Origin of the sequence: Cupriavidus mimosae (assembly GCF_023952485.1) — a bacterium.
GTDB classification, from domain to species: Bacteria; Pseudomonadota; Gammaproteobacteria; order Burkholderiales; family Burkholderiaceae; genus Cupriavidus; species Cupriavidus taiwanensis_C.
In genome coordinates this window covers 129952-145096 of record NZ_JALHRY010000001.1, presented here as the reverse complement: position 1 = coordinate 145096, position 15145 = coordinate 129952, and the positions used below count along the sequence as shown (strand labels likewise).

The 15145-nt window shown below is 57.1% G+C and carries 12 protein-coding genes; 4 read left to right on the top strand and 8 right to left on the bottom strand.

Going from position 1 to position 15145, the window contains the following annotated elements; translation table 11 throughout:
• Positions 1–59: 59 nt before the first annotated feature.
• The 4 genes from MKD50_RS00685 to MKD50_RS00670 all read right to left on the bottom strand — a co-directional run bounded on the left by MKD50_RS00685 (position 60) and on the right by MKD50_RS00670 (position 4553).
• Positions 60–1061 carry an AraC family transcriptional regulator gene (locus MKD50_RS00685; protein ID WP_111516987.1) on the bottom strand — a complete coding sequence of 334 codons (1002 nt, stop codon included), beginning with the start codon at positions 1059–1061 and terminating at the stop codon, positions 60–62.
• Positions 1061–2050: a LysR substrate-binding domain-containing protein gene (locus MKD50_RS00680; RefSeq protein ID WP_111516986.1), complete on the bottom strand. Its 990-nt coding sequence runs from the start codon at positions 2048–2050 to the stop codon at positions 1061–1063. The genes MKD50_RS00685 and MKD50_RS00680 overlap by 1 nt, the downstream gene beginning before the upstream one ends.
• 136 nt (positions 2051–2186) lie before the next feature.
• Complete coding sequence (locus tag MKD50_RS00675) at positions 2187–2981, bottom strand: enoyl-CoA hydratase (protein WP_111516985.1); 795 nt, start codon at positions 2979–2981, stop codon at positions 2187–2189.
• A 246-nt stretch (positions 2982–3227) separates the two neighbouring features.
• On the bottom strand, positions 3228–4553 hold the full coding sequence (locus tag MKD50_RS00670; protein ID WP_220085013.1) for a sigma-54 interaction domain-containing protein: 1326 nt from the start codon (positions 4551–4553) through the stop codon (positions 3228–3230).
• Positions 4554–4823: 270 nt separating this feature from the next.
• Here MKD50_RS00670 and MKD50_RS00665 point away from each other — a divergent pair, with 270 nt between their 5' ends.
• From MKD50_RS00665 to metC, 3 genes are all read left to right on the top strand, one after another.
• Complete coding sequence (locus MKD50_RS00665; protein WP_252666065.1) at positions 4824–5723, top strand: MBL fold metallo-hydrolase; 900 nt, start codon at positions 4824–4826, stop codon at positions 5721–5723.
• 77 nt (positions 5724–5800) lie between these two features.
• Positions 5801–7111 (top strand): NAD(P)/FAD-dependent oxidoreductase, encoded by a 1311-nt coding sequence (locus MKD50_RS00660; protein WP_240988309.1) that lies wholly within the window; start codon positions 5801–5803, stop codon positions 7109–7111.
• Between the two features lie 76 nt (positions 7112–7187).
• On the top strand, positions 7188–8363 hold the full coding sequence (metC, locus tag MKD50_RS00655) for a cystathionine beta-lyase (protein WP_111516982.1): 1176 nt from the start codon (positions 7188–7190) through the stop codon (positions 8361–8363).
• 50 nt (positions 8364–8413) lie between these two features.
• Here metC and MKD50_RS00650 read toward each other — a convergent pair whose 3' ends face one another.
• Positions 8414–10039 (bottom strand): 3-(methylthio)propionyl-CoA ligase, encoded by a 1626-nt coding sequence (locus MKD50_RS00650; RefSeq protein WP_252666064.1) that lies wholly within the window; start codon positions 10037–10039, stop codon positions 8414–8416.
• 249 nt (positions 10040–10288) lie between these two features.
• On the opposite strand from MKD50_RS00650, the gene MKD50_RS00645 reads away from it, so the two are divergent.
• A complete protein-coding gene (locus tag MKD50_RS00645) occupies positions 10289–10507 on the top strand; it encodes a tautomerase family protein (protein WP_111516981.1) in 219 nt (72 codons plus the stop codon).
• A gap of 262 nt (positions 10508–10769) precedes the next feature.
• Here the strand turns inward: MKD50_RS00645 and MKD50_RS00640 are convergent, their stop codons facing one another.
• From MKD50_RS00640 to MKD50_RS00630, 3 genes are all read right to left on the bottom strand, one after another.
• Positions 10770–11159 (bottom strand): DUF779 domain-containing protein, encoded by a 390-nt coding sequence (locus MKD50_RS00640; protein ID WP_111517474.1) that lies wholly within the window; start codon positions 11157–11159, stop codon positions 10770–10772.
• 87 nt (positions 11160–11246) lie between these two features.
• The gene (locus MKD50_RS00635) at positions 11247–12590 is read right to left on the bottom strand and encodes an MFS transporter (RefSeq protein WP_252666063.1); all 1344 of its coding nucleotides are present in this window, start codon (positions 12588–12590) and stop codon (positions 11247–11249) included.
• A 191-nt stretch (positions 12591–12781) separates the two neighbouring features.
• Positions 12782–15106, bottom strand: coding sequence for a molybdopterin-dependent oxidoreductase (locus tag MKD50_RS00630; RefSeq protein ID WP_252666062.1), 2325 nt, complete (start codon positions 15104–15106; stop codon positions 12782–12784).
• Between the last annotated feature and the right edge of the window lie 39 nt (positions 15107–15145).

Below are 15145 nucleotides of genomic sequence, written 5' to 3'. Positions count from 1 at the left end.
GACTCCAACGACCAGGTCAAGTTTTCGGTCTTACTCAGAATGGTTGCTGTCGGATCAAGCTATCGCCGTCGCTCGTGCTGAACCATTGGCTTTTCTTGCTTGCGCCAGGCAGCCGGGGGGATTCCAAACTCTCGCTTGAAAGCTCTGTTGAACGAGGTCTCAGACTCATATCCAACCTTGGCGGCAATCTGGGCAAGACAGTCCTCTGTCGCAAGCAACGCACTTGCCGCCAACGAGATTCTCCACCGCACCAAATACTGCATCGGCGGTTCACCGATACTCGCAACGAAACGGCCAGCGAGCGCCGAACGAGAAAGACCGACTGCTTTCGCGATCTGCTCTACTGTCCATGGGGCCGCGGGGTCTTGATGCATGAGCGATAGCGCTCGTTGGACGAACCTGTCATTTGAGACGAGCAGAATCGATCCTTTGATTCGCTCTGCCTCCTTTACGTAATAGCGCATTGCTTCAACAAGCATGAGCTCAGAAATTCTCTGCACAACGACAGAACTTCCCACCGTCACACAGGCTGACTCGGCAAGGCAAGTCGTCATCGAGACACGAAGCCATTCCGCAAGAGCGTCGCCCCGAGGGATTCTCAAGAATCTCGGCATGCCCGTCAGCAGCGATGAAAGACCCTGCCCGCCTTCAAACGCGACGAACCCGCATACCACCTTCGCAGCTCGGTCGAACTGCGTCTCCTTCTTTACGCCATACCTTTGTACGTCAATACCACTTCGAAGGTTTTCGCATTTCACCTCAATCGCTCGCAACCGTTCATTGTCCTGACCACTACCTGCAAGGAAGTGGCTGTCGCCTTGCGGAAAAAAAATCATGTCGCCAGCGCTAAGCTCGACTTCTCCTCCGTCTCGCATCCATGCCAGGCATTGGCCTTCCGTAACCAGATGGAAAGCCATCAGGATCTCAGAGCGAGGCGACAAGAAGTCCATAATGGCTTGCGGGGCCGGGCTGACATAACACCACTGGGAGCGCAGTTCAGACTCAAGAAAAACTGAACCGGTCAGCCGCATAGACCGGAGGATGTCCGCGAGTACATCCATCACGCCTCCGCCCTTTGATTGGCCTCCACCTTACCGCTACACCGTCGCATCTCGCCGCGCGAACCAGCCATCTCCTCGAATACCCAGTCTCGAAAGGATCGGACGACTGGCCGATCCAAGGAGCGCTGCGGGCAAGTGAAGAAGTATGAATACGGGCAGTCGAGCGCATGCTTCGTGGGGGCAACCAGGAGGCCCGACGCGATCTCTGGTTGAACAAACCGGCCTTCCATCAGCAAGATTCCTTGACCCGCGATTGCGGCCTCCAAGGCGAGCAGCGCGTTGCCAAAGCGCCGCTCCTTCAGTGATGCCGGTTCCTGCATGGATGCCGAAGCAAACCATTCCAACCAACCGAATTTTTCCGTGGCACGGGACGTCGACGTGTCGCAGAGCAACGGGCCATCCATCAACCTGTCCGGCGACGTAGTTATCTCCTGGGCTAGTTCGGGCGAGCAATATGGCTTGAGTTGAACGTCCAACAACTTCTGCACATAAAGTTCCGGATAAATTCCGTGCCCCAATCGGATAGAGAGGTCAATGCCGCTTCTCAAAAAACCAGCAGCATCCGGCGGACTCACCGCTTCAGAATCTATCGAACCGATGCTGGCCTGGATGCGGACCTCCACCTCCGGACAACGCTCGTAGAAATGATGCAAGCGCGGTACGAGCCATTTGGTGGCAAACAGGGGCTCGGCACATACCGTAATGCCCCACTGTGAATTTCCATCCCGGCGCATCTGCTCAACCGCATCACTCAACGCCTCAAAGCCCTGTTGCAGCAGAGGGAGAGCCGCAACAGCAACAGGCGTCAGACTGACCGTCCTGTTGTGTCGCAGGAACAATTCCACGTCGAGGTACTCTTCGAGGGCCTTGACCTGATGGCTGACCGCCGCCGGCGTGACGTGCAGCTCTTTGGCAGCACGAGCAAAGCTCCTTGTCCGTGCAGCCGCCTCAAAATATAGTAAGGCAATTAGTGGAGGCAAACGTCTCATGGTCTCCGTCTCGTTCGTCCATCAGCGAAATCCCGTCCGATCTGGAAGCCACATCCGGGAGTAGCTGAATCCCCCGATGCTGCAATCATTCAAAATAGCTTTCGCTCACAAGGGTGAAGCGAAACGATACTGATGCTCAGTAGCTCCAGACGGGATTTCGTTTGGAAAGGAAAGCATCGATACCCTCCTGTGCATCCTTGCCCATCAAGCTGACTGCGATTCCGTCAGTTGCAAAGTCATAGGCATCTGCAAGCTCCATCTCGCGCTGCCGATAGAACTGGGATTTCCCAAACCGCAGGGCGACGCCACTCTTGCTCGCAATCTCGTTTGCGAGATTCGCCACCGTCTGGTCGAGTTCATCGTGCGGGACAACCTCATTGACAAGGCCCCACTGCGCCATAGTTTTCGCGTCAAAGAAACGACCCGTGAAGAGCATGTTGAAGGCGTGACGTGCTGGAATGGCCCGCGTGATGGCGACAGCGGGCGTTGCACAGAATGAGCCCAAGTTAATTCCAGCAGCCGCAAACCTTGCATTCGTACTGGCGATAGCCAGATCGCACGCTGCGACAAGCTGACAGCCCGCCGCGGTCGCATCGCCATGGACTTTGGCAATAACTGGAACTGGCGTGGCTCGGATGTTCATCATTACCCTAGAGCACAACGCGAACAAGGAGCGGTAGTACTCAAGCGTCGCATTCTGACGCATGTCTTTCAGGTCATGGCCCGCACAGAAGGCGCGGCCCGAGCCCGATATGACAACGCATTTGACCTGAGTGTCTTCCGAGATTCGCAGGAGTTCCACTTCAAGTGCAGCAAGAAGCTCCTCCGACAGGCAGTTCATCGAAGTGGGGCGATTCAACTGCAAAGTTACGACGCCAGCCTCGTCGCTGCGTACTAATACAGGTTGTGTCGCACGTCCAGTTTCGTTCATCCCTATCTCCGGTAGGCTTCGCTTTCTTCAACTGTGGATCGCTGTGCTGTCCTGCGCATTTGCACACGTTGGCGCGGCAAAGTCCGCACCGCACTTGCTTTTCACAGCCAATGATAAGTGGGGAAGCTCTCAGCGAATAGCGAATTCTTCTAGCCGATTGATTAGAAAAACTAAAGTGAATGCAAGCGCAAAGCGAACGCCCGGGGGACGCGGCGGGGCTGAACATTAGTTAGTTCGGTGCTCTCTCTATTTGGAGCTCGCTAGGCCGAGCGCACTTAGGCGGCGGTACAGCGTGCGCTCGCTGCAGCCGATATGTGCAGCCAACGCCTTACGAGTCCCCGCAAACTCCCGCGCCAGGCGCCGAAGTTCAGCGTCATCCGGCATGACCGCCGGTTGGCCCCGTTGGAGCGGCGAGGTGTGGACCACCGGCGGCTGCACCGACCTGCCCTGGAGTTCCGTAAGCTCCGGCGGCAAATCCTTGGCGCGTATGACTTCGTCGTCGGCAAATAACATTGCCCGTTCCAGCGCATTGCGCAGTTCGCGAATGTTGCCCGGCCATCCATACGCGCATAGGCGCGACAAGGCCTCACTATCGATACGCAGACTGTGCGCTTGGGGTACAGCCCTTCGCAGCAACGACTGAGCCAGCAAGGGAATATCGTCGGGACGTTCACGCAATGATGGCAGGTGGATCGGAAAGGCGTTGATCCGGTACAGCAAGTCCTGCCGGAACGTGCCTTGCGCAACCATTTGCTGTAGCGGCTTGTGGGTGGCTGCAACCAAACGAAAATCCGCGGAGTGCGTTTCGAGTCCACCCACACGTCGAAAAGTACGAGATTCGATAAGCCGTAGCAGCTTGACCTGCATGGTCAAGGGGACGTCACCAATCTCGTCCAGGAAAAGCGTACCTTGCTGGGCTGTTTCGACCAGACCGGGCTTACGAGCTATAGCACCGGTGAACGCCCCCTTCTCGTAGCCAAATAGTTCGCTTTCGAATAGTGCTTCTGACAGTCCAGAGCAATCTACTACGACAAACGGGCCAGCAGCACGGTCGCTGGCGTCGTGGAGTGCCCGAGCGAATACCTCTTTGCCAGTGCCCGATTCCCCTTGCAGCAAGACCGGCAGGGCCGACGGCGCAACTCGGTGCAGTTGTTCCACTGCGACATTGAATGCCGGCGAGCGTCCAACTAACCCTCCCGCGCTGGCGCGAGCAGAAGCGCTCTTGACCGTTGCTAGGCGCTCGACGAATGCCATGATGGCGCCATCAGGGCCCTTGATAGGCCTGAGCTCAACATCCACGTGCTCGGGACCTCTGGGGGTATGGTGCACATGCAGAACCCGGTCGCTTCCGAGGGTCTCTCGGGCCTTCTGCATCGGACAGTGTTCCCCGGCCTTGTCACAGGGCACCTCATACCCATGTGATACTTGATAGCACTTGCGGCCAACATACTGTGTGCCATCGCCGGCAAACTGCCGTTGATATGCCGCATTGGCGGCCACAATGTTGTAGTCGGGATCCAGCACGATCATCGGCTGCACTTCGTGCTCGAGGAAGCCGATCAGCGGCCGCATTGCCTGTGCACTGGCGGAGATTTCTCCGACCACGGAACCCTTCTTGCGTGTCGTCATGATGGAAAGTAGTAGCGCCACCGGGCACTGCCACACCCCGACACTGCCACCTCTGCCAATGGCAGCGAGTATGCCATACCTCCACCGCTTCAGGGCGTGCACATCTTCACTATATGCTCGTTATTTAATGGACTTCTGAGGCTCCACTGAATGTCCGCCGGACTGGCACGAAACTTGTGTCGGCTAGCATAAGTTATTAAAGAACGGACAACCGTGGCAGCCCAGTTGACTTCACCCGCCCCGCGTCTCGCGGTCGAATCCTTTTTCGACTCCAGAACAAGCACCATCAGCTATCTCGTCTTCGACGAGACCTCACGCCAGTGCGCAATCATCGACAGTGTGCTGGACTATGAGCCAAGTGCCGGTCAGACATCAACCGCCAGTGCCGACAGGTTGCTTGCGCGCGTCGAGTCCCTGAACCTATCCGTGACGTGGATACTGGAAACTCATGTCCATGCTGATCACCTTTCCGCTGCATCCTATTTGCAGTCCCGTGTCGGAGGAAAATCTGCCATTGGGGAGCAGATTTCTGTAGTGCAGGAAGTCTTCGGCGGCCTATTCAACGCCGATCCCGGCTTCGCGCGCGACGGCAGCCAGTTCGATCGACTGTTGGCGGACGGCGACCGCTTGCAAATCGGTGGACTTGAAGTTTCCGTCCTGTCCACCCCAGGCCATACCCCGGCGTGCGTGACATATGTGGTCAGCGATGGACGTCAACGAGCCGCGTTTGTCGGCGACACGCTGTTCATGCCGGACTACGGTACTGCTCGCTGCGATTTCCCCGGCGGCGATGCACATACGCTGTACCAGTCTATCCAGCGCATCTTCGACCTGCCGCTGGATACCGTGCTCTATATGTGCCACGACTACCAGCCGGGTGGTCGGGCGCCGCGCTTCAGCTCAACCGTCGACGAGCAGCGCCGCGAAAATTTGCACGTTCGGGACGGCATAGCCGAGAGCGACTTCATCTCTATGCGCACGCAACGCGACGCAACGCTTGGCATGCCGGCTTTGCTTCTGCCGTCAGTACAAATCAATATGCGCGCCGGGCGACTTCCAGAGCCCGAATGCAATGGTGTGCGCTATCTAAAGATTCCACTCAACGCGGTGTAGCACAGGCCTACCGCTGCATTTTTTCCTTGCCGCCTCGGGATGAACGAGACGGCTTCCACCCTCCACCTGACGAAATCATGGATCCGCGCCCCCACGATCCCAGCACTCACACACCCCTGCTCGACGAACGTCGGCCCACCTCCCCTGCCGCCAGACTGGTGGACAGCCATACCATCGTTATTGTCGGCGCCGGCGCGGCGGGAATTGCAGTCGCAGCTAGCTTGCGTGCGCGAAACCCATCGCTCGATGTCGCCCTGATTGACCCTGCTTCCACTCACTACTACCAGCCAGGCTGGACGATGGTGGGTGGCGGGATTTTCAAAGCAGCTGACACCGCGCGAGACATGTCAGCCTGCATCCCCCCTACTGTCTCCTGGGTACGAGCGGCGGTTTCAGCCTTCGAGCCGGAGCGCAACGAAATCCTCCTGGACAGCGGCCGTCGGATCCGATATGAGCGCCTGGTTGTCTGTCCAGGTCTCAAACTGAACTGGCAAGGCATCGAGGGTCTACAAGAGACACTGGGTCGCAATGGCGTTACCTCGAACTATCGGTTCGACCTCGCCCCGTACACCTGGAAGCTGGTCAATGCTCTACGTGGAGGCAATGCAGTCTTCACTCAGCCTCCCATGCCGATAAAGTGCGCAGGCGCACCGCAAAAGGCCATGTATCTTGCCTGCGATGCCTGGCGAAGGGCAGGAATTCTCCAAGACATGAACGTCAGCTTCTTCAATGCCGGGGCCGTGCTGTTTGGTGTGCCCGACTACGTCCCAGCACTGATGTCTTACGTAGAGGCATATGGCATCGCCTTGGGCTTCCAGCACAGGTTGGTTGCGATCGACGGATCCAGAAAACTCGCTCGCTTCCAGCGGATTTTGCCGGACGGAACGACCACCACCGTCGAACACGGCTTTGACATGATTCATGTGGTACCACCACAGACGGCACCAGATTTCATCAAGTGCAGCCCATTGGCCGACTCTGCCGGCTGGGTGGATGTGCATGCTGGCACGCTGCGCCATACAGCGTTCGACAACATCTGGGCACTTGGCGACGCCGCCAACACCAGCAATGCGAAGACCGCCGCGGCAGCGCGCAAGCAGGCACCCATCGTCGCACACAACGTGCTGGCCAGTCTCGGCTTGGAACACGGAACAGCGTGTTATGACGGGTATGGCTCCTGTCCCCTCACGGTCGAGCGAGGCAAGATCGTCCTTGCCGAGTTCCTCTATGGAGGAAAAGTGAGCCCGACCCTTCCCACATGGCTCATTAACGGCACGCGCCCCTCACGCGCTGCCTGGATGCTCAAGGCCAACGTATTACCGGCGTTGTATTGGGAGGCAATGCTCAAGGGCCGGGAGTGGTTGGCGCGGCCAGCTATTAGCCGGTAACCGCTGCCGGCAGGGGCTGTAGTTCGTCTCCCCTGTCGCCAGCCTATTGAATTGCAAGTCAGTCAACGCCTTATATATGCAGAGCAAAACCTGTCCCACCGGAATCGATACCATCCTGAGCCATGCCGGTAGCTCCCCAAATGACCACCATGGTTTTGTGAACCCGCCGGTCTATCGCGGCTCGACTGTTGTCTTTCCAGACGTTGAAACGATGACCCGCGGCCCGCAGCGCTATCAATATGGGCGCCTAGGAAATCCGAACACCGCGGCACTGTGCGATGCGATCTCCACGCTTGAAGGGGCCGAAGGAACCGTCCTGTGTCCGTCTGGCCTTTCCGCCTGCATCACTGCCATTCTCACCGCCGTTGGAGCGAACGGCCATGTCCTGATGCCGGATAGCGTATACGGACCGGTTCGCCACTTCTGCAGTACAGCCGCCCAGCGGCTCGGGATCGAAACGACCTACTATGACCCCCGTATCGGCGGTGGAATCGAGTCGCTGTTCCGACCCAATACCATGGCGGTCTACACCGAATCGCCGGGTTCGCATACCTTTGAACTCCAAGATATTCCGGCCATCGCCGAAGTCGCCCATCGGTGCAACGCTCTGGTAATCATGGATAACACGTGGGCAACACCTATGTATTTCAAGGCCATTGCTCACGGCGTCGATCTTTCGGTAATGGCCGCGACAAAATACATCACCGGCCATTCAGATACCTTGCTCGGGACCGTCGCCGCGTCAAGCCGAGCCTGGGACAGACTCAAGGACTTCCACTTCCAGATGGGCCAGTATGCCAGTCCGGACGATGTAGCGCTCGTGCTACGAGGCCTTCGCACACTTGGTGTACGGCTGCCCCGACACCAGGAAAGCGCGCTGAGAATCGCGAAATGGCTTGAGAGCCGCGAGGAGGTCGCAAGGGTCATCCATCCCGGGCTGCCGTCACATCGCGACCACGCAGTCTGGCTCAGAGATTTTTCTGGTGCCAGCGGCTTGTTCTCCTTCGTCACAAGGCCGGCGCCGGTGGAGGCTGTTCACAGTATGCTTAACGACCTGTCCTACTTCTCGCTGGGCTACTCCTGGGGAGGCTTCGAAAGCCTTGCGATGACCATGGATCCTAAGACTGTGCGTACTGCGACTAACTGGGATGATCAAGGGCACCTAGTACGGCTGCATATCGGATTGGAGGATCCGCGTGACTTGATCGCGGATCTGGAGGAAGGCTTCAAACGCTTCCGCGCAAAGCACTAAAGCATACAGCGGCCGCACCATACATCAGGGTGCGGCCCTATTACCCTCCATCACTCAACGCATGCCGCCTTGACACCGGTTCCTACAAGCATCTCACGCAACCGCATCTTCTGAATCTTCCCGGTGGCATTGATGGGCATCGCGTCGATGAAAATCACGTCATCCGGAATTGACCACTTCGCGATCCTTCCGGAGTAGAAGGAAAGCATCTCATCTCGCGATACCTTGCTTTCTGGCCGTCTGACAACGAAGACAACTGGTCGCTCACCCCATTTTGGATGCGGCAGAGAGACACATGCTGCCATAGAGACGCCGGGATGGGAGGCAGCAATATTCTCGATGTCGATTGACGATATCCACTCGCCGCCGGACTTGATGACGTCTTTCAGTCGGTCCGTGATCTGCAGATAGCCGTCTGCGTCAATCGTTGCAACGTCACCGGTTGGAAACCATCCGTTTTCAAGTGCTGTGTCAGCTTGACCAAAGTACGCGCCTACGACCCAGTGACCGCGCACCATCAGTTCACCGCACGACTCACCGTCCCATGGCTGTTCGGTGCCTTTGCCGGCGGAGATCTTCATATCGATCCCGAACAAGGCTCTGCCTTGCTTATCCAACACGCGCTCCCGGGATTCTTCAAGCATATCCTGGTGATGCGCGAGCAGCGTTCCACAGGTGCCTACGGGCGAAGTCTCGGTCATTCCCCAGGCCGGGAACGCGTGGATCCCTGCGATTCGGCAAGACTCTCGTAGAACCGGCGGCGTTGTGGCTCCTCCAATTACGATGCGGCTCAGCGTGGAGAACTTCGCGCCGGTGTCCTCTACATACCGGAGCATGTCAATCCACACCGTCGGCACGCCGGCGGCAAAAGTCACACGCTCCTCCTCCAGCAAGGCATAAAGCGATTCGCTGTCATTGTTGGCCCCTGGAAGTACGAGCTTCGCCCCAACCATGGCGGCAATATATGGGAAGCCCCAGGCGTTGACGTGGAACATGGGAACCACCGGCATGATCACGTCTTTGGCGGAACAGTTGAGCGAATCCGGCATGGCCGCAGCGTAACAATGCAGCAGTGTTGAGCGGTGCGTATACATCACGCCCTTGGGATTACCAGTCGAGCCAGAGGTATAGCAAAGCGCCGAAGGACTACGCTCGTCAAAAGTCGGCCAGGCTGAGCTTGGCGCGGCGGCCGCCATCAAGTCTTCATAGCATAGCAAGTCGATCGTCGATGAAGCCGGCATTGCAGCTCGCTCGGCCAGGGCAACCCACTTCTCTACCCGGGGGCAGTGCTGCGCAAGCTGCTCTACCAGCGCAAGGAAGGTCAGATCGAAGAAGACGACACGGTCGTTTGCGTGGTTGACAATGTAAGCGATCTGATCCAAATGTAGCCGTGGATTGACCGTGTGGCACACCGCTCCGCTGCCAGACGTGCCGAAGTAGATCTCGAGGTGCCGGTATGTATTCCATGCAAGCGTTCCGACCCTGTCGCCGAAATTGACACCGAGCCTTCCCAGCACACTTGCAAGCTGACGGGACCGCCGTTCGCAATCACGGTACGTGTATCGATGCAGTCCTCCCTCGACACAGTGCGTTACGATCTCTGTTCTACCGTGATGGCGACTCGCATGCACGATTGCGTCCGAGATCATTAGCGGCATGTACATCATGTGGTTCATTCAATGTCTCCTCTTTCTCACCTTCCCTGCCAGCCCGGAGCACCAGGGCACCCCGATGCGTCGACAAATCTGACATGTGAATTCTTCTTGATCTCGCACCCGCTCACCATAGAGCCAGTTCAACGACGGCGTATTGGTCAAGAATTCAGGCGTCTCTGTCATTCAAGTCATGCACCAGAAGCACGCATACTCAATAGACGCAAGGCGAGACTGCCTAGCGTCAACTCAAACGGATCGCAAGGAACACTTATGCCGCTCATCAACGTAAAAGTCATCGAAGGCGTCTTCTCCGCAGCCGACAAGGAAAAGATCATTTCCACCCTTACCGACGCCATGGTGTCGATCGAGGGCGAAAACATGCGCCCCGTTACGTGGGTTGTCGTTGAAGAAGTAAAGAGCGGTGACTGGGGCATTGCCGGCAACGCACTAACGACCGAGAAGGTTAAGGCACTGGCCGCAGGCAAGTAGCCGGCCCCGAAGGGACTCCAGCGGCGACCCTTGAAGGGACCAAGCTTTCGCCGTTGGGGTCCTTTCATCGTTTCCTCAGCTTGCGCTATCTTTAACTCGCAACCAGGGTGCTTGACCAGATGGTTCTGGTCACCCATAGCAGCCAGATCCGTAAGTCCCTCCGCCCTCCCTCCAGTCCCTCGGCAATTGCCTCAAGCCTAAGGGCTGGGTCACGCAAGGCTCCGCGGACATCCCCTCTCTCTCAATACCGGCTGTGGCCAGGCTAGGCCCCGCGCTCTGGCTCGAACCCAACCAACTGGTCGGACTCCTCGTCGCTGAACAGACGCGATCGTGTCAGGAATCGTAAGCCGGTAGCCCGTTCGATGGAAAACATGCCACCGTTGCCCGGCACCACGTCGATGATTAGTTGCGTATGGCGCCAGTACTCGAACTGAGATTCGCTCATGTAGAACGGGGAGCCACCGATTTCTCCCAGCTTGATGTCGGAGCTCCCTAACAGAAACTCATGGCGCGAGAAACACATTGGTGCACTACCGTCACAGCAGCCACCGGACTGGTGAAACAAGACCGGCCCATGTGTTTCTATCAGGCGAGAAATCAGTGCCAACGCAGCTTCAGTGGCGACAACTCGCGGCGGAATACCCGAATTCATAGAGATCTTCCCAAAAAAAACGGCCGCCAGGAAAGCGCGGCCGGCAAACACCACCATGGAGATTTCCCGGCACTCTCCACTGAAGTACTACACCGATCTTTCGCTCAGAGCTTCCTTATAGGTTTCCCGTGCAAGTGCGGTCGCGACAAGGCTTATGAGTCCCAGCCCGATCATGTAGAGACAGATACCCCAAGTCTTCCCTCCGTTAACCTTGAGCAGCAAAGTGGCAATCAGCGGCGCCAGGCCGCCTGACAACACGGCACCGATGGCATAGCCAATATTTGCACCGCTAAGACGAACCTTGGTGCCAAAAAGCTCCGAGAAGTACACGGCTTGCGGTCCGTACATGGCGTCATGCAACACATTCAGACCGATAATCATCCCGATTGTGATAAGGACCACGGAGCCACTCTGAGCCATCCAGAAGAACGGCACGACGAAGAGCATCGACGCGACCGTCCCAAACATGTACACCTTTTTCCGCCCGATGAGATCCGACAGGTACGACCATGCAGGGAGCGTAACGAAGCCGATTGCACTCGAAATCAGAATAGCCTGCAAGCCAATTGATTTGTCAAGCTTCAACGTCCCGACGATGTAACTTAGCATGAATACGCTGTACAGATAGAACAAGGCATTTTGCAAGAGCTTCATTCCGATCGTCAGATACAGCGTCCGCCTCTGAGTGCGCAACATTTCCATTGCGGGTGCTTCAGATACCTCCTTCCGTTCCTTTATCCGTTCGAAAACCGGCGATTCATGCAGCTTCAGGCGGATAAACATGCCAATCAGCACCATCACGACGCTTCCAATAAAAGGAATTCGCCATCCCCATGCTAATAGCTCTTCGTTGCTCATACTTGAAGAAACGAGCATGAACACCAACGTTGAGAGCAATAGCCCTGCGGGACCGCCGATTTGCGGAAAGCTCCCGAACAAGCCGCGCCTGTTAGCTGGCGCATGCTCAACTGCCATTACAACAGCAGAACCCCATTCTCCGCCCACAGCGAATCCTTGAACAAGCCGCAGAAAGCACAGCATGACAGCAGCCCAGGCCCCGACCGTTTCGTATGTCGGCAACAGCCCGATTGCAACAGTGCTACCTCCCATGAGCCATAAGGAGAGTACCAGTATGGTTTTTCTCCCTACGCGATCTCCATAGTGCCCGAATACCGCTGCCCCGACGGGTCTGGCAATGAAACCTACGGCATAAGTTGCGAATGCTGCGATTGTTCCGACCCATGGATCCATCGAGGGAAAGAATAGATGGGGAAAAATCAGTGCCGCACAGGTGCCGTACAAATAGTAGTCATACCACTCCACTGCCGTGCCAATAAGGCTTGCGACGGCTACCTTCCGGTGCTCGCCTCTTGATATCGGCGGGGCTGCCATTGCGTCCATCGGACGCGTTTCCGCGACGCGCGTTGTCATCCTTGTCTCCTCTAATAGTTAGTGACTGCGGTGATACCTAATCAGCTACAGGCATTGGAAAGGCTATTCCGCGAAACTCTGATCAAGACAGCGTCAGCTTCGAGAGCCGATGCACAGTTATTGCAGGCGCCACCGGGGTCGAATCCGCCCTTAGTTTGGCTTCGCCCTATTTGCTTGCAAAGTGCATCTAATTAGCCGGGGTTAGTAATGACCGGCGCGTCAAATACTTCGATCCCCGGCACAGATTCTGTGAATTTCGCTATCTCGACACGTGCTGAATGAGATGCAGGACCTTGAGCAAGTCGCGAGGTCCGTAGATCGTGGGTAAGAACGTTTGGATTCCCGTGACGGTCTCGACTGTCTGGGGCTGAAAAGTCGGGGTCATACCAGGCACCCGTGCAAAGGAATACCACCCCTGGCTTCATTTGGTGGGTGACGACGGCCCCTGCAAGGCAACGGCCGTGCTCATTCATCACCTCAACGACATCGCCGTGGGCGATGTCTCGTGCCTCTGCGTCCCGTGGGTGGATCAAGATTGGCTCACGACCCTGGACCTTTCGGCTCAAACTGAAAGCGCCATTGTCGAGTTGACTATGAAGCCGGGTCTCTGGCTGACCAGATAACAGCGAGAGAGGAAACTGCTGGGCCGTCGATGACTGCCATGCACGTGGTGGAAACCACGTGGGGTGGCCCGGACAATCGCTATAACCGAAACCTGCAATCACGTCCGACGCCAACTCAATCTTTCCGCTCGGCGTCGGGAGTGGAAAGCTGTTCGGATCGGACCGGAACTCGGAGAGGAAGACCGCATCCATATTTCTATCCTCGAGCTCAATTACATCTCCCGAAAGGAAATCCTCCCAATCTGGCAACTCGATCCCGCTACGCTCTGCGTTATCTTGGAGTTCGCTCCACATCCTTTGGAGCCACTCCGATGAGGATAGGCCCTCACTAAACTGCATCCCTAACCCGAGGCGTTTCTCCAAGTCGCAATAGATGTCGTACTCGCAGCGAGCCTCGCCGGGTGAAGGGACCGCCTGTGGCATGGGAATGAGCGAATTGTCCTGAGTACCGCCACAGAAGTCGGTTCGTTCGAGCGGTGCCGCGACCGGCAATACGATATCGGCGTGTCGCGCGGTGGCCGTCCAGTTGATCTCATTGACGATGATGGTCTCTGGGCGCTGAAACGCCTGGCGCAACCGATTCAGGTCCTGATGATGATGGAAGGGATTACCACCGGCCCACCACACCAGCCTGGCGTCCGGGAACTGCATCTTCTGCCCGTTGTACTCATAGGCTTCGCCTGGGTGGAGCAGCATATCGGCAATCATTGCGACAGGGATGTATGTGTCCACAGGATTTTCACCTTGGGGAAACGCCGGCCATCCTATTGGCCTGTCCACACATCCCATAGTCGCTTCCGAAGCATAGGCAATGCCGTACCCGCCGCCCGGCAGGCCAATCTGTCCGAGCATTGAGGCCAATGCAACCGTCATCCAGAGCGGCTGCTCGCCATAATCCGCACGCTGAAGTGCCGCAGCCGTACAGATGAGTGTCCGTTGGGCAGCCATCTCGCGCGCAAGGGTTCGGATGCGTGTGGCAGGCAGGCCGGATTGCTTCGCAGCCCAGTCCGCGTCCTTTGGCTGCCCATCGGGCTCTCCCCGAAGATATGACTCAACCTTTTCGAATCCCACCGTGTAGCGAGCGAGGAAGCTTCGATCTACCAGGCCTTCGGACAGAAGCGTGTGTGCGATTCCCATCATGATGGCCGTATCGGAACCTGGGGTCGGCGGCAGCCACTCCGCCTCGAGAAAGTCCTCAGCATCGCCGCGAAACGGACTGACGTTGATGAAGCGGACCCCGGCTTGCACGCAGTTCTCGAGTTCGAGGCGCAGCCGATGCTTACCGACACCGCCACTGCCCACTTGCGCGTTCCTCAACGGCAGTCCACCGAACATGACTACCAGTCGTCCCTCTTTGGCGACTGTGCGCCAACGCGTCGCTTGCTTTACATGATCACGAAAATTTCCGACGATATGTGGCATCAGTACCAGCGCGGCGTTGAAACTATAGTTGCCCTCCGAGCGGACAGAGCCTCCAAATGCGTTGAGAAAGCGCTTCAACTGACCTTGCGCATGGTGGAATCGTCCCGCACTTGCCCATCCGTAGGAACCTGCAAAGATAGCTTCGTTTCCATGCGTGGAACGGACCCTCAACAATTCTTCGGACACCAGATTGAGAGCGGCGTCCCAACTTACTTCGACATACCGGTCCTTTCCACGCTCACCCGAACGTGACAAAGGCCCGTTACGCAAGTAACTTTCCCGAATCGACGGTCGGAGGACACGCGCGGTGCCTTGAAGGCTATCGGCTATGTTCTCGTTGATTCGCGATGGATATGGATCGTGCCGGTATGGCGCTACGGACTGTATCCGACCCCCAACCGTTTCCACTACCCCGGCTCCCCAGTGGCTGGCCGTAATCGTTTTGCGAATGTTGCGGGAAGAATCGTTCATGGATCAATTTTTCCAACACGGAAGCAACTAGCAACGCCA

Coding starts and splice junctions, on each gene's coding strand:
- MKD50_RS00685 (WP_111516987.1), bottom strand. CDS start 1,061: ATGGATGTACTCGCGGACATCCTCCGGTCTATGCGGCTGACCGGTTCA.
- MKD50_RS00680 (WP_111516986.1), bottom strand. CDS start 2,050: ATGAGACGTTTGCCTCCACTAATTGCCTTACTATATTTTGAGGCGGCT.
- MKD50_RS00675 (WP_111516985.1), bottom strand. CDS start 2,981: ATGAACGAAACTGGACGTGCGACACAACCTGTATTAGTACGCAGCGAC.
- MKD50_RS00670 (WP_220085013.1), bottom strand. CDS start 4,553: ATGCGGCCGCTGATCGGCTTCCTCGAGCACGAAGTGCAGCCGATGATC.
- MKD50_RS00660 (WP_240988309.1), top strand. CDS start 5,801: ATGGATCCGCGCCCCCACGATCCCAGCACTCACACACCCCTGCTCGAC.
- metC (WP_111516982.1), top strand. CDS start 7,188: ATGCAGAGCAAAACCTGTCCCACCGGAATCGATACCATCCTGAGCCAT.
- MKD50_RS00650 (WP_252666064.1), bottom strand. CDS start 10,039: ATGAACCACATGATGTACATGCCGCTAATGATCTCGGACGCAATCGTG.
- MKD50_RS00645 (WP_111516981.1), top strand. CDS start 10,289: ATGCCGCTCATCAACGTAAAAGTCATCGAAGGCGTCTTCTCCGCAGCC.
- MKD50_RS00640 (WP_111517474.1), bottom strand. CDS start 11,159: ATGAATTCGGGTATTCCGCCGCGAGTTGTCGCCACTGAAGCTGCGTTG.
- MKD50_RS00635 (WP_252666063.1), bottom strand. CDS start 12,590: ATGACAACGCGCGTCGCGGAAACGCGTCCGATGGACGCAATGGCAGCC.
- MKD50_RS00630 (WP_252666062.1), bottom strand. CDS start 15,106: ATGAACGATTCTTCCCGCAACATTCGCAAAACGATTACGGCCAGCCAC.